Source organism: Rothia terrae, from assembly GCF_014705925.2.
GTDB lineage: Bacteria > Actinomycetota > Actinomycetes > Actinomycetales > Micrococcaceae > Rothia > Rothia terrae.
Window position 1 is genome coordinate 1068503 of record NZ_CP061539.1, and the last position, 14334, is coordinate 1082836.

General features: G+C 53.6%; 12 protein-coding genes. 10 read left to right on the top strand and 2 right to left on the bottom strand.

Annotated features, from left to right (window positions below):
- Positions 1-40: 40 nt before the first annotated feature.
- Complete coding sequence (locus tag IDM49_RS04945) at positions 41-748, bottom strand: IclR family transcriptional regulator (protein WP_168613842.1); 708 nt, start codon at positions 746-748, stop codon at positions 41-43.
- 220 nt (positions 749-968) lie between these two features.
- Between IDM49_RS04945 and leuC the strand changes: the two genes are divergently transcribed.
- The 6 genes from leuC (at position 969) to IDM49_RS04975 (ending at position 7636) form a co-directional block, all read left to right on the top strand.
- Positions 969-2390 carry a 3-isopropylmalate dehydratase large subunit gene (gene leuC, locus IDM49_RS04950; RefSeq protein WP_190725230.1) on the top strand — a complete coding sequence of 474 codons (1422 nt, stop codon included), beginning with the start codon at positions 969-971 and terminating at the stop codon, positions 2388-2390.
- Between the two features lie 36 nt (positions 2391-2426).
- The gene (gene leuD, locus IDM49_RS04955) at positions 2427-3014 is read left to right on the top strand and encodes a 3-isopropylmalate dehydratase small subunit (RefSeq protein ID WP_190725231.1); all 588 of its coding nucleotides are present in this window, start codon (positions 2427-2429) and stop codon (positions 3012-3014) included.
- A 288-nt stretch (positions 3015-3302) separates the two neighbouring features.
- Entirely contained in the window at positions 3303-4625 is a 1323-nt protein-coding gene (gene murA, locus IDM49_RS04960) for a UDP-N-acetylglucosamine 1-carboxyvinyltransferase (RefSeq protein ID WP_168613658.1), read from the top strand.
- Positions 4626-4630: 5 nt separating this feature from the next.
- Positions 4631-5410, top strand: coding sequence for a lysophospholipid acyltransferase family protein (locus IDM49_RS04965; protein WP_168613657.1), 780 nt, complete (start codon positions 4631-4633; stop codon positions 5408-5410).
- 10 nt (positions 5411-5420) lie between these two features.
- Positions 5421-6491 (top strand): NAD(P)H-dependent glycerol-3-phosphate dehydrogenase, encoded by a 1071-nt coding sequence (locus IDM49_RS04970; RefSeq protein WP_228008198.1) that lies wholly within the window; start codon positions 5421-5423, stop codon positions 6489-6491.
- Between the two features lie 20 nt (positions 6492-6511).
- A complete protein-coding gene (locus tag IDM49_RS04975) occupies positions 6512-7636 on the top strand; it encodes a D-alanine--D-alanine ligase family protein (protein ID WP_168613655.1) in 1125 nt (374 codons plus the stop codon).
- An 80-nt stretch (positions 7637-7716) separates the two neighbouring features.
- Here IDM49_RS04975 and IDM49_RS04980 read toward each other — a convergent pair whose 3' ends face one another.
- A complete protein-coding gene (locus IDM49_RS04980) occupies positions 7717-8217 on the bottom strand; it encodes a DUF3515 domain-containing protein (RefSeq protein WP_228008199.1) in 501 nt (166 codons plus the stop codon).
- 141 nt (positions 8218-8358) lie between these two features.
- On the opposite strand from IDM49_RS04980, the gene IDM49_RS04985 reads away from it, so the two are divergent.
- Genes IDM49_RS04985 through IDM49_RS05000 form a run of 4 tightly spaced genes read left to right on the top strand, consistent with a single transcriptional unit; the run spans position 8359 to position 14303 of the window.
- Positions 8359-9612, top strand: a complete 1254-nt coding sequence (locus IDM49_RS04985) for a hypothetical protein (protein WP_190725233.1) — start codon at positions 8359-8361, stop codon at positions 9610-9612.
- A gap of 2 nt (positions 9613-9614) precedes the next feature.
- Positions 9615-10670, top strand: coding sequence for a thiamine-phosphate kinase (gene thiL / locus IDM49_RS04990; protein WP_190725234.1), 1056 nt, complete (start codon positions 9615-9617; stop codon positions 10668-10670).
- Positions 10600-11487, top strand: a complete 888-nt coding sequence (locus IDM49_RS04995) for a DAK2 domain-containing protein (RefSeq protein ID WP_228008235.1) — start codon at positions 10600-10602, stop codon at positions 11485-11487. Before thiL ends, IDM49_RS04995 begins: the two co-directional genes overlap by 71 nt.
- Positions 11487-14303, top strand: a complete 2817-nt coding sequence (locus IDM49_RS05000; RefSeq protein ID WP_190725236.1) for an ATP-dependent DNA helicase RecG — start codon at positions 11487-11489, stop codon at positions 14301-14303. Before IDM49_RS04995 ends, IDM49_RS05000 begins: the two co-directional genes overlap by 1 nt.
- Positions 14304-14334: the final 31 nt, after the last annotated feature.

Here is a 14334-nt window from a genome sequence, read left to right on the forward strand (position 1 = left end):
GATGCGACCGCAATTTTTTGTTAAAACTACTCAAGGTGAGTTAGTTACGCAGGGCTTCGGTGAGCTGTGATGCTGCATCGCAGACAACCTCGGCGTAGAGACGGCCTGGCTGGCGTGTCAGTCGTTCAATAGGCCCTGAAATTGATACCGCTGCTATGACTTTGCCGGAGGGGCTTCTGACGGGGGCTGATACCGATGCGGTGCCGCGTTCACGTTCGCCGATAGACTGAGCCCAGCCGCGTCGGCGGACCGCTGCGAGCATGGTTGCTGAGAATCGCGCGTTGCGTAGTCCTTCAACCAGGCGTGAGTGGTCTTCCCATGCCACGAGGATTTGTGCGGCAGATCCTGCTTTCATGGACAGCTGGGTTCCCACAGGAATGGTGTCGCGCAAACCGATAGGTCGTTCGGCTGACGCTACGCACACGCGCCAGTCACCTTGACGGCGGAAGACCTGCGCACTTTCGCCTGCAACATTGCGCAGATTATTGAGAATAGGACCGGAGGCTGCGATGAGTCGATCTTCTCCGGCAGCTGAAGCTAACTCGCCCATGCGAGGTCCGAGCATAAAGCGTCCTTGTATGTCGCGGGCTACGAACCGGTGATGCGCCAGGGCGACTGCCAAGCGGTGAGCGGTAGGACGCGCTAAGCCGGTAGCTTTTACCAACTGCGAGAGAGTGGCGGGGCCGGCTTCTAAGCAGTCCAAAATATATGCGGCTTTGTCGAGCACACCAACGCCTGATGAACGCATGGTGGGGGTATCTTCAAGCTCGCCTGGACCAGGAGCTACCTGTTGCGCAGATAGCGGGGCTGATAGATCTGATGATTGAGCTGGGGAATGCTGATATGGACGTGTGTTCATGACACCATGATGAAGTCTCATATTGTGATATGCAAGTTCAATCTATGGAAACACGTAATAAAACGGTTCAAAATAGTAATGAAAGAACCCCATCACACTGGAGGAAAACATGGCTGGTGACATTACCCATGCACCTCGCACCCTGGCTGAAAAAGTCTGGGACGCGCACACCGTCGTACGCGGAGAGGATGGCAAGCCCGACCTTCTCTACATCGATTTGCACCTGGTGCACGAAGTAACTTCACCTCAGGCATTTGAAGGCCTGCGCCTTGAAGGACGTCCCCTTCGCCGTGTTGATCTCACCATCGCAACCGAAGATCACAACACACCTACCCAAGATATTTTCTCGACCATCGCTGACATCACCTCGCGTACACAGATTGAGACTCTGCGCAAAAACGCTGAAGAGTTTGACGTTCGTATTCATTCACTGGGCGATTCTGAACAGGGCATTGTTCACGTTGTAGGTCCTCAGCTGGGCTTGACCATGCCGGGCATGACGGTGGTGTGCGGTGACTCGCATACCTCCACCCACGGCGCTTTTGGCGCGCTCGCATTCGGTATCGGCACCTCTGAAGTAGAGCACGTGATGGCTACCCAGACTTTGCCTCTTGCCCCCTTTAAAACCATGGCTATTAACGTTGATGGCACCCTTAAACCGGGAGTTACGGCAAAGGATATTATCCTCGCCGTGATTGCAAAAATCGGTACCGGTGGTGGTCAAGGCTATGTTCTTGAGTATCGCGGTTCTGCAATTGAGTCTCTGTCAATGGAAGGCCGTATGACCATATGCAACATGTCCATTGAGGCAGGTGCACGTGCCGGCATGGTGGCTCCCGATGAAACTACTTTCGAATACGTTAAAGGACGCGACCACGCGCCCAAGGGTGAACTGTGGGACGAGGCAGTTGAGTATTGGAAGTCGCTGAAGACAGATGATGGCGCAACCTATGATGCTGAAGTTTTCATTGACGCTAATGAGCTGGAGCCTTTCGTAACTTGGGGTACTAACCCCGGCCAGGGTGTGCCCCTGTCGCAGGCGGTGCCTGCCCCCGAAGATTTCGATGATGAAAGCTCGCAGAAGGCAGCATCTCGCGCTCTTGAGTACATGGACCTCACTGCTGGTACTCCCATGAAGGAAATCCCCGTGGATGTTGTCTTCTTGGGTTCGTGCACCAACTCGCGTCTTGAAGATTTGCGAGCTGCGGCAGAAATCGTCAAGGGCAAAAAAGTTGCCGATGGTGTACGCATGATGGTTGTCCCGGGCTCTCAGAAAGTGCGCGCTGCCGCTGAAGCTGAAGGCCTGGATCAAATCTTCAAGGATTTCGGTGCAGACTGGCGCTTTGCCGGTTGCTCCATGTGCTTGGGAATGAACCCCGACCAGTTGGCACCGGGCGAGCGATGCGCTTCCACTTCAAACCGTAACTTCGAAGGTCGCCAGGGTAAGGGCGGACGCACGCACCTGGTATCACCGCTGGTAGCTGCGGCAACTGCCATTCGCGGCACCCTGTCGTCACCGGCAGACCTGTAAAACTTCTCAAGAACGTAGACAAGGATTCCCGCACTTATGGAACCTATTAAAAAGCACACGGGCATTGGCGTACCGTTGCGTCAGTCCAACGTAGACACCGATCAGATTATCCCCGCTGTTTACTTAAAGCGCGTCACCAAGACAGGCTTTGAGGATGCCCTGTTCGCCGGATGGCGCAAAGATGAGAACTTTATTTTGAATCAAGAGCCGTATAACCGCGGTTCTGTGCTGGTTGCAGGCCCCGATTTCGGCACCGGTTCTTCTCGTGAGCACGCTGTGTGGGCTCTGAAGGACTATGGATTTCGCATCGTAATTTCTGCACGATTTGCAGACATCTTCCGAGGTAACTCAGGAAAGCAGGGACTGGTTGCGGCGCAGGTTGCTCAAGATGATATTGAACTGATCTGGAAAGAACTGGAGAACAACCCCGGTACTGAAATTACCGTTGATCTTGAATCAAAGACTGTTGAGTGCGGCTCCTTGACCGTGCCCTTTGAGATTGATGAATACGTGCGCTGGCGACTGATGGAGGGGCTCGATGATATTGGGCTCACTCTGCAACATGAGGATGCGATTGCCGACTTTGAATCAAAGCGTCCAGCGTGGCTTCCTCGCACACAATAAACCGGTGCGATAAATGGCAATGTGCCGCTCCTTCGTTATTCAGTAACGGGGGAGCGGCATTGCTATAAAAACTAGAGGATGCGTGTTTGCTACTAGGTGAATAGACTAGGGCGAACTTCTCATTGTGGGATGCTCTCATAAAGCTTTTGAGTAAACTATGCTTATATTGCTACGCTTTGTGACCTCTCAAAAGTAAATAGAAAGGTCACAAGTTTTTTCTAGATTTTGTACCTGTGACACAGTAAGTTCAAAGCTATAACCACAGGACACATCAACGATTGGATTTACATGACCAGCGCACTTCGTATTGAAGGTGGAACCCCACTGACCGGTGAGGTCAATGTTCGCGGAGCTAAAAACTTGGTTCCCAAAGCTATGGTTGCAGCTTTGCTGGGCTCAACCCCTTCAGTTTTGCGCAACGTACCTGAAATTAAAGACGTTCAGGTAGTGACCTCTTTGGTAGAACTGCACGGCGTTGCAGTTGATCTCGACAAAGAGACCGGCGACCTTCGCATGGATCCCAGCAACGTATCCGTAGCGCAGCACGCAGATATTGACGCGCACGCTGGCGATTCACGCATCCCGATTCTTTTGTGCGGCCCCTTGCTGCACACCATCGGTGAGGCTTTCATTCCTGACCTCGGTGGTTGCCGCATCGGTGATCGCCCGATCAACTACCACCTGCGCGTCCTTGAGGAATTCGGTGCACAGGTAGAGAAGTTGCCCACCGGTATCTCCATGAAGGCACCGGCAGGCGGCCTGAAGGGTGCATCCATCACTCTGCCTTACCCCTCCGTTGGTGCAACCGAGCAGGTTCTGCTGGCTGCAACCATGGCAGATGGCAAGACCGAGCTCAAGAACGCCGCCATCGAACCCGAGATCATGGACCTCATCGCAATCTTGCAGAAGATGGGCGCTATCATCACCGTTGAGACCGACCGCCAGATTATCATCGAAGGCGTTTCAGAACTCAAGGGTTACCAGCACGTCGCTCTTCCTGACCGCAATGAATCAGCGTCATGGGCGTCAGCCGCACTTGCAACCGGCGGTGACATCTTTGTTCGCAACGCTTCACAGAAGGACATGAGCACCTTCATTAACGTCTACCGTAAGCTCGGTGGCGGTCTGGATATCCGCGAAGACGGTATTCGCTTCTACCACCCCGGTGGCGATTTGAACCCCTTGTTCGTTGAGACCAATGTTCACCCCGGATTTATGACCGACTGGCAGCAGCCCCTCGTGGTAGCGATGACTCAGGCTCAGGGTGTATCAGTGGTACACGAGACCGTGTACGAAAACCGTTTTGGCTTCACCGACGCTCTCGTTCGCATGGGCGCAACTGTTCAGTTGCACCGCGACTGCCTCGGCCCGACTCCGTGCCGCTTCGGTCACAAGAACTTCAAGCACTCCGCGATTATCACCGGTAAGAGCCAGTTGCACGGCACTGATATTCACGTGCCTGATTTGCGCGGTGGCTTCTCCCACATCATCGCAGCGCTCACTGCTGAAGGAACCTCAAACGTCACCGGCGTACAGGTTATTTCTCGCGGCTATGAGCACTTTGTTGAGAAGCTTGAATCGCTCGGCGCTAACTTTGAGGTCGTGAAGTAACCTTCATGAACACTCAGCCAGCAAAGAAGAAGCAACTTCCTGAACTCAAACCCACAGCGTGGGGTAATGCAGTGTACAAGATCGCGGGTAATACCCTACGCCCCTTGTACAACCTGGTGATTGATATCGAATTTCGCGGTATTGAAAAGCTGCCTGAAGGCGGTTGCATTGTGGTAGCTAACCACATCAGCGAAGTTGATCCGATTACTGTGGCTTACCCGCTGTTTAAAGAGGGAAAACTGCCTCGCTTTCTGGCTAAAGAGTCTTTGTTCCACGCACCCGTGTTGGGCTGGCTCATGCGCACTATCGCGCATGTGCCGGTCTCACGCGGGTCCGTGGATGCGCGCAAGTCTCTTGAAACTGCCCGCAACATTGTTGAAGCGGGCGGTTCAATCATCATTTACCCCGAAGGTACTTTGACTACAGACCCCGATCAGTGGCCTATGGTAGGACGCACCGGTGCGGCTCGGTTGGCTCTGGCTACCGGTGCTCCCGTTGTGCCTATTGCTCACTGGGGTGATCAGCAGTTTATGCCGCCTCACAGCAAGCCCCGCTTTGGTAAGCGGCACAAAGTTGTTGTTGAAGTCGGGGACCCCATCGATTTTTCTGATCTGGTGACAGAGCAAAAGGCAGAGCGTTACTCACGCTCCGAGCTGATGGCCGTTACGGATCGCATGATGGATGCTGTCACTGCTGTTCTCGCAGATATCCGCGGGGAGAAAGCACCTGAAGGACGCTGGAATCCAAGCACCGGCGTCCGCGAGATTGCTCGTACTGAAAGCTAGGAGTTATCTCGTGCAAAATATCGCGCATAAAGTAGCTATTGTAGGTGCCGGCAGCTGGGGTACAGCCTTTGCGAAAATCGTGGCAGACACTGTTGAAACGCATGGCGCATCAACGGACGTTGTGCTGTGGGGGCGCAATGCCGACGCTATGAGCGCGATGGCTGACACTAGAATCAATGAGCGGTATTTTCCCGGCGTAGTTTTGTCTCAAAGCATCGAATATACGGCTGATATTCAACATGCTCTGGCAGGTGCTGACATTGTTGTTCTTGCTGTTCCAGCCCAGTCACTAAGAGAGAACCTGCTGAAGTGGGGCAGCTTTCTAGAACCCCATGCCATTTTGGTTTCCCTCGCAAAAGGCCTTGAGCGAGGAACCGGCTATCGTATGTCTGAAGTCATTCAAGAGGTACTGACTCAGGTGTCGCCTGTGAACAGCAACGATATTTCAGGGCGAATCTGTGTGCTCTCTGGCCCCAACCTGGCTAAAGAAATTATTCAAGAAGAACCCACGGCATCAGTGGTTGCCGCATCGTCTGAGCAAACCGCTGAAAAAGTAGCCGCTATCTGCGCTAACAGCTACTTCCGTCCCTATACCAACACCGATATCGTCGGTGTAGAAATAGGTGGCCTGGTAAAAAACGTGATCGCTTTGTGCGTTGGTATTTGCGAAGGCAAAGACTACGGCGACAATTCCAAAGCATCCGTTATGACGCGTGGATTAGCCGAAACCACTCGTCTGGCACTTGCGCTTGGAGGAAAGCTCGAGACGATGAGCGGTCTTGCCGGAATGGGCGATTTGATTGCAACCTGCTCATCACCGCTGTCTCGCAATCATATGGCGGGTAAGCATCTTGCCCAAGGCGTGAGCCCTGAAGATCTGGGCACCGTGATGACTCAAACGGCTGAATCTGTAAAAACCGCACCGGTGGTGGCCGAACTTGCTCAACGTCACGGCATCGAAATGCCCATTACCGAAGCCGTAGTAGCGGTTCTTCAGAATAGAATTACTGTTGATGAACTCGCGCCGAAGCTTTTGGGACGCGCTCTCAAATCAGAATCGGCTCACCTCTCACGTTCTTAGAAAGAGAGCTCAAGATTTATATGACTCACGCTGTTGATTCAAAGCCAACGGTCGCGCTTTTGTGCGGTGGGCGCTCCTCAGAGCATTCCATCTCACTGATTACAGCTTGCGGTGTGCTCGGTGCTATTGACCACGAGAAATACAATGTGGTGACCATCGGTATCACTCGTGATGGAAAATGGTATCTCACCGATGAGAACCAGCTCAAAGATCTCACCACGCAAGAAGCGCTAGCAACCTTCCCTGAAGGCGGCCAGCAGGTCTTCTTGCCGCTGGGTGCAGGTGATAACCGCTTGCGACTGGTCAACGAAAACGATGAGCTAGAATACGGTGAGCCCATCGACGTCGTCTTTCCCCTGCTACATGGCCCGTTCGGCGAGGACGGTACCTTGCAGGGCTTGCTCGAAATGGCAGACCTCAAATATGTCGGTTGCGGTGTTACATCCTCAGCGGTAGCCATGGATAAGCACTTTATGAAGGTTGCTTTTGAGGCAGCAGGTCTTGAAGTCGGTCCCTACGAAGTTATCACGATGCGTCAGTGGGCAACCGATGCGCAGGGCGCTCGCGAGCGCATCGAAAAGTTGGGCTACCCGGTTTTCGTCAAGCCAGCCCGTGCAGGGTCGTCTTTCGGTATCACCAAGGTTGACTCGGCGGATCAGCTCGATGCAGCTATCGAAGAGGCTCACCGTTTTGACCCCAAGCTAGTTATTGAAGCGGGGATCGTAGGACGCGAAATTGAGTGCGCTGTACTTGATACCGCTGACAACGGTCGTCCGCGCGCATCCTACCCCGGCGAAATCGTAGTGCAGGACGTTGAACATAGTTTCTACGACTTCGAAGCGAAGTATGTTTCTAAGACATCCGCAACCACTCAGTGTCCGGCAGATTTGCCTGAGAGTGTCACCGAAAAAATGCGCGAACTGGCTGTTGAAGCGTTCTTGGCGGTCGATGGTGAGGGGCTGTCACGTGCTGACTTCTTCTACACTGAGGACGGACGCCTGGTGATTAATGAGGTGAACACTTTACCTGGCTTCACTCCGATTTCGATGTACAAGACGATGTGGGAGAACTCAGGTATTCAGTACCCGGATTTGATTGATGAGCTGATTACACTGGCTCTCAAGCGTCCTTTGGGTCTGCGCTAAGCTTTAGACATCGTATAAAAGGGAGGGCTCACTGCCAAAGTGAGCCCTCCCTTTTGTGTGCCTCAATATAAGGTTATTAGCTATGCCTGCGTGTCATCCATGTTCAAGCATTGTTGGCTCTGGTCAATCTGCTGTACCGCTGAATTAATTCCGCTCAGGAGCGTTGAGGATGGCACCTGGTCGGCGTTGAACGTTACTTGAATGGCTGGGGTTCTACCGAAGGTGGTAGCCGTCCAGGTGCCGGTCGCTGACTGCTCTGGAGAAACCCCTTGAGAATCAGCGTCTTCAGTCGGTTTGATGATCCAATCAACACCGTTGACTTCGGCACAGACATCTGTGACAGGTTGCTCAATGCTGACGCCGCATTTGACCACGATAGCGGTAGGGTCACCCCACGCTGAGGTTCCCTGCGCAGTGGTTTCGCGTTGTTTGAAACCAGCTAATTCATCGGGCATAGCAATCATGGCTTTGGCGCAATTAGGGTTAGCAGCATCCGGAGCGGCGTCAAGGTTTACAGAACTTGAGCAAGCAGTCAGAAGCAGACCGAAAGCACCCATACTTACAATTCGTTTAAGACCCACAGCATTCACCCCTCTATCCTAATACGAGATGAAGAAGGGGACCGACAAGGTTGGTTGAGGTGGTTCTGCTCATTGAGAGAAAAGAACGATGCGGGTATGCTAAACCAGTAATTCGTCAGGACGAAAGAGGTCTCTTCAGGTATGCGTAGTCTTAACCGAAGCTCTCTGGTAGCGGTAGCAGCGGGTTCTGTAGCTGCTGTTGCATGCGGGGCGGGTGCATGGGCCGATCCTATTCAGCAGGGAGAGCAACTGGATTCTCCAGTGCTCGTACAGGAATTTGCGACGCCTGTTTCTCCGCAACCTTCTTCGACTGTTCTTGCCACACCGGTTGTTCCTACACCCGCAGAAGTGCCTACTTCTCAGCCCAGTACTGTCGCTCCTGCCGAATCTCCGGTGCCAGCTCCCTCCGTCACTGAGCCGGTGCCGAGTTCATCTGCCGGTGAGCCGACACCAACTTCTCCCGTTGACGAATCGCAGTCACCAGCTCCCTCTGACCTTCCAACAGCTGCGCCTACCGTGAACCCGACTCCTGCTCCTACTGCGGAGTCGACAGATGTGCCTGGGGAAGAAACTCAGCTACCGGTTCCTGAAGAAAGCGATGAAGCCACGCAGACTCCAGTTTCTGACATAACCGGTGCTACAGCGGATCCCCACCCGGGGGTTTCGCCGAGTCCGATAACTCCCGAACCCACTGAACACACTGTTGAACCAGTGGCTCCGACTCCTCCTATTGAGGCTACACACAATGAGCCGGTTCAACCGGTTTCACCTGATTCGGTGGTTCCTCAACCAGCACCGTCCGTTGCACCAGAGCAACCGAGTAGCCCCAATGCGTCATTGCCGGTACCCGCCCCGAACGTTCCTCAAAATGACGTGAATCCCGCGCAGGTAGTTGCTCCGCGGTTCAGTGTTCAGTCCTCACCGACTCACCAAGAAGCACCTGCACAACAGGTGCCCAGCTCAGAGCAGCTTCCTCAATCTGCTCACATTATTGAACAGGCCAATCGACCCTTGATGACATTCGGTGTGCAAAGCAAACCGGATGCACGCAACGACAAAACAGGTAATACTGTAGGTTCAACGCTAGGCTCAATTTTTCACGGCTCAGGAAGTTTGCAAGAAGGACAGATTCCCGGAGCGGCTGAATGGGTTAGTAGTTACCTGGATGCCACCGAACCTAAAGAACGTGGCCGACTAACTGCGGGCTCAAACTTTGGCGTAAACGGGGCTAAGGACACCAAGAGCGTAGCTGGTGGGTCTAATACTTACGGCAACGTGATGCGCGGCGAAAGTCTAATTTCTGGGTCTTTGCCTCTTGCCGCATTTAGTGCCCTTGCCCTTACCAGCATCGCTGTGATTATCCGAATCTTTATCGCTACCAATCGAAAGTCGTAGTCATGCCATCTGTTGACCGTGTTGAATCTAGTTCAGAGTCTGAGGTGCTGGCACGGTTCACGCCCACTTTATTTCAGCGGCAGCAATCGGTGCGTCAGGCTGGTTTCTCACACCTCATCGTGGGCCCTGGTGACGATGCCGCTGTGCTGGATTTACGCGGGGGACAGACAGTTGTTACCACTGACACGCAGGTGGAAAACCAAGACTTTCGTTGGCGGTGGCCCAGCGGGCTCACTACCACCGGGTATGACATTGGGTGGAAGGCCACCACACAAAATCTAGCTGATGTGGCGGCTATGGGTGCTCAGCCTGTCTCAATGGTGGTCTCTATTTCTTGCCCGAAATCATCCCCGGTGCAGTTTTTTGAAGATTTTGCTCAAGGAATGGTGGATGCCTGTGCCGCTCTTGGTGCTGAGGCCTGCACCGTCGCTGGTGGTGACCTTGGAACGTCCACGGAGCTTTCAGTAACCGTTACTGCACTGGGGCTGACGCCTCAGCCCGTTTTACGATCGGGGGCGCATGCGGGCGATCAGGTAGCTATTGCAGGAGCACTCGGCACAGCTGCTGCCGGGTTAGCGCTACTGGAAACTGAACAGTTACCCGATCTTGAAGAGCCCGCCCTTGCGTGCATTGCTGCCCAGCAGCGTCCTCAATCACCGCTGAAAGCTGGCGAGAAAGCTCGACTAGCCGGAGCAACAGCGATGCTTGATGTATCTGATGGTCCGCTGAAAGATGCCTCGAGAATAGCGGATGCCTCTGGCATTACTATCGACTTTGAGACTGAAAGCCTGCGCCGGTTTATCACGCCCTTAGAGAATACTGCTTCTTTGCTCAGCAACTCACCGGAACATCTGGCTTTAGAATGGGTATTGACCGGCGGAGAAAATCATGGATTGCTTGCAACATTTCCTGCCGATGCTGAACTGCCAACTGAGTTCACCCGCATCGGCACGTGTCGCGAAAAACTAGATTCTGCCGTTACCGTTGATGGAGTATCTGTGGAGTCGAAAGGGTGGGACCATTTTGGACAGTCTATGGTGGAGGACCTGGCTGACTAGCGCGGAACAAGTTCTGTCTGATCGCGCGCAAGGTCTCAATGCTCTAAACCTTTTCCCGGTGCCCGATTCTGACACGGGTTCTAATATGGCGGGAACTCTAGCCCGTATTCGTGAGAGCCGCGAAAATAGTAGCTTCGCTGATTTCGCAGAGAGCGCTATGAACAACGCCCGTGGCAATTCAGGCACACTATTGAGTGTGTGGCTCAACAGTTTGGCTCCGTTTGTGCATGACGATGCACAATCAGCAGTCCGTTGTGTTGAAGGATTCGCTGCAGCTGCAAGGGTTGCTGAGAAGTCTTTATCAACTCCTGTCGAGGGCACAATGCTAACGGTGATGAAAGCTATCGGCAGTGTAAAGAATCTAGATGATGCCCGCGATTGCGCTGAACAGACAGTGCGAGAAACTACTTCAATACTTCCGGCATTAAGCGAAACCAATGTTGTGGATGCTGGTGCGCTGGGCTTTCTGTATGTCATCGATGCGTTAGCCCAAGTAGCCGGGCAACCGTCGCGGGCAGCTCGATACGATGCAGAATTTCTCACCGCACATCTGGCAGTAAAACATCGTCAGTCTCACGCGTCCAAAGACTCCGGTGTAGAAGTGATGGCAACTGTGACCGCAGATCTTCTGACCATGAGCACTTTGCGTAACTCTTTAGAAGCCATGGGAGATTCCTTGAGCATCGCGCGGGTAGGTAACGGTGAACCTGCGCGCTGGGCGGTACACGTGCACGTAACGACAGAAGAAGCCGCCATCTCTGCGCTTCAGGCAGCAGGTGAAGTCGAAAACCTACGTACTACCTCGTTGGGTCACTAATGTCAGACGAAACTACACCCGATACTGATTTTGAAACGCTTTTTGACCTGCCCGATACCGCGCGGTTAGAGAAGACCCCTCAGAGAACCCAGGACGCTCGCTCTATCAAGCGTGCTGCGTCTTCACATAAGAAACAGCCCGAGGTGACTCAACCTGATCTCTTAGCTGTTGCGCAGGAAATAACTCAGAGCAGCCCACCTGAGCCCAAGAAACAGGCGACAGCGCGCCAAAAAACGCGTAAGCCTCGCCAGAGCAGTACCTCAAAAAACTCTAAAACCAAGGCTTCACAGAAGATTCAGGCCACTTCCAAGACAAAGACAAAATCCCGCAAACCAGCGCCATCAACGCGTCAGAAACAAAAACTCAGCCCCGAACAACAAGAAATAGCTAACAAGGTCAAAGAGGCGAAAGAACACTACAGCGAGGAAAACCGCCTCGAAAATGAGCCGCTCAAAAACTATCTTCACCATGCAACAGCTAAAAGCATAGCCACTCACCTGGGTATCTCCACTGTGGGGGAATTTCTAGAATATTACCCCCGCAAGTATTTACCTCGCGGTGAGCTCACCAGCTTTTCAGAGCTGGTCGAAGGTCAAGACGCGACCCTGCTAGCTAAAGTGCTCAGCGTCAGCACCAGAAATATGCACTCGCGTAGGGGATCGATCACCGAAATCACCATCACAGACCAGCTGGATGAAACCGACTCGACCCCCAGCACCGGTGGGTTTGGAGTGCAACCCGGGCGAGTCAACCAGGCGCATCCGCGCATTGCAGGCAACGCCTCAGGATACGCTGACACCTACGGCGCATTCCCCGGCTTTGAGCCGACGCTAGGCAGCTGGCAAGGTGAGGGATTCATCCGCAATCAGTCAACCATGACGCTGTCCTTTTTCAACGCTTGGACAGCGGCACGAGAAATCCATGCAGGCGATCATGTGATGTTCTCAGGAAAAGTGGGTGCCTACCGCGGTGAACTCACGCTGACAAACCCGCATTACGCAGTACTTGCCGGGGACGAAGACCTGACCGGCGCGTCCTCGCACGCCATCGAGCGCGCTAAAAATCGCGCCACGGCTCCCATTCCTGTCTATAAGGCTCCAGCCAAGTTACCCACCGACAGAATTGCAACTGCAATGGAGCAGGTACTTGACCGCGCCAAGTTATCAGAACTTGAAGATCCGCTGCCGGTCTCTGTTCGTCGTGCCCGCAAAATCCCATCACTAGCGTGGACGTATCGCGCTCTGCACACTCCCGATACCGAAGAAACGTGGCGCGCCGCTCACTACGCTTTGCGTTTTAGGGAAGCGTTTATCTTGCAGATCGCTCTTGCGAAGACTCGCGCTGCCCGTGCAGCACACGACACTGTTGCTCGCCCCGCAACCGCCAACGGGTACGCTAAGAAACTTCTACAGCTTCTGCCTTACAACCTCACCGAAGGTCAGTACAGAGTTGGGGAGCAGATTGCCCACGATCTCGCATCCTCCACTCCGATGAACCGGTTGCTGCAAGGTGATGTTGGGTCAGGTAAAACCGTTGTAGCTTTGCGTGCCATGCTCCAGGTGGCTGATAATCACGCGCAATCAGCGATGCTAGCCCCCACCGAGGTTTTGGCGGAGCAACACTATAATTCCGTGTGCGCTATTTTGGGTGACCTCTTGGTGAGCGAGAAGAATCCGCACGGTATTCATGTGGTTCTGCTCAAAGCCTCACTGCCTGCTCGCGAGAAAAAACAGGTGTTAGCTGATATGGCATCGGGTGCTGCCCATATCGTTATCGGTACCCACGCCCTCTTAGCGCATAATGTGCAATTTGCTGATCTCGGCATGGTCGTGGTGGACGAACAGCATCGTTTTGGTGTGGAACAGCGCGATGCCTTGCGCGGACCGAACGGAGCATTGCCCCACCGACTCGTCATGACAGCAACCCCCATTCCGCGTACCGTTGCTATGACCGTCTTTGGTGACCTTGACACCTCAGTACTTGATCAGCTTCCTGCCGGACGCCAGAAAATCACTACGCATGTGGTGCCTCTTGCCGAAAAACCAGCGTGGCGCGATAGGCTCTGGCAGCGCGCACGTGAAGAGGTAGACGCCGGTCACCAGGTCTACGTGGTTGTGCCCAAAATTGGTCAGGATGATTCTTCGGTCGGCGATGACGGCAGCACTTTGCTGGGTACGGATTCTCAGGAGAAATCACGAGATCCGCTCACTTCGGTCAGCTCTATGTTTGAAGAGCTGACATCGGTGGATGCTTTGGCAGGAACTCGCATCGAGGTTCTGCACGGCAAAATGGATACGTCGGCTAAATCCGATGTAATGTCTCGTTTTGATGCCGGTGACATTGATATTTTGGTGTCGACTACTGTCATTGAGGTGGGCGTGAACGTTCCTAACGCTACGCTCATGATTATTATGGACGCTGACCGGTTTGGCATTTCTGGTCTTCATCAGCTTCGCGGTCGTATTGGTCGTGGAACCTTGCCCGGTACCTGCCTGCTCGTGACTAAGCAGAACTCCGATGGTATTTCCAGAGAGAGGCTCGCCGCGTTGGCTTCTACCACCGATGGTTTTGAGCTTTCAAAGATCGACTTAGAGCAAAGACGCGAGGGGGATATCTTGGGTGCTGCTCAGTCCGGTAAGAAGACTACGCTCAAGTTGTTACGAGCTTTGACGGATGCTTCTCTCATTGAAAAAGCCCGTGAAGATGCCAGAGCGCTCGTTGAAAAGGATCCAACGCTTGCTCGCCATCCAGATATTGCCCGGACATTGGAACGCGCGCTAGATGCTGATTCTGAGGCATTTTTGGGCCGCGGTTAGAATGATGGAATACGTTCACGAGAGGATTGTG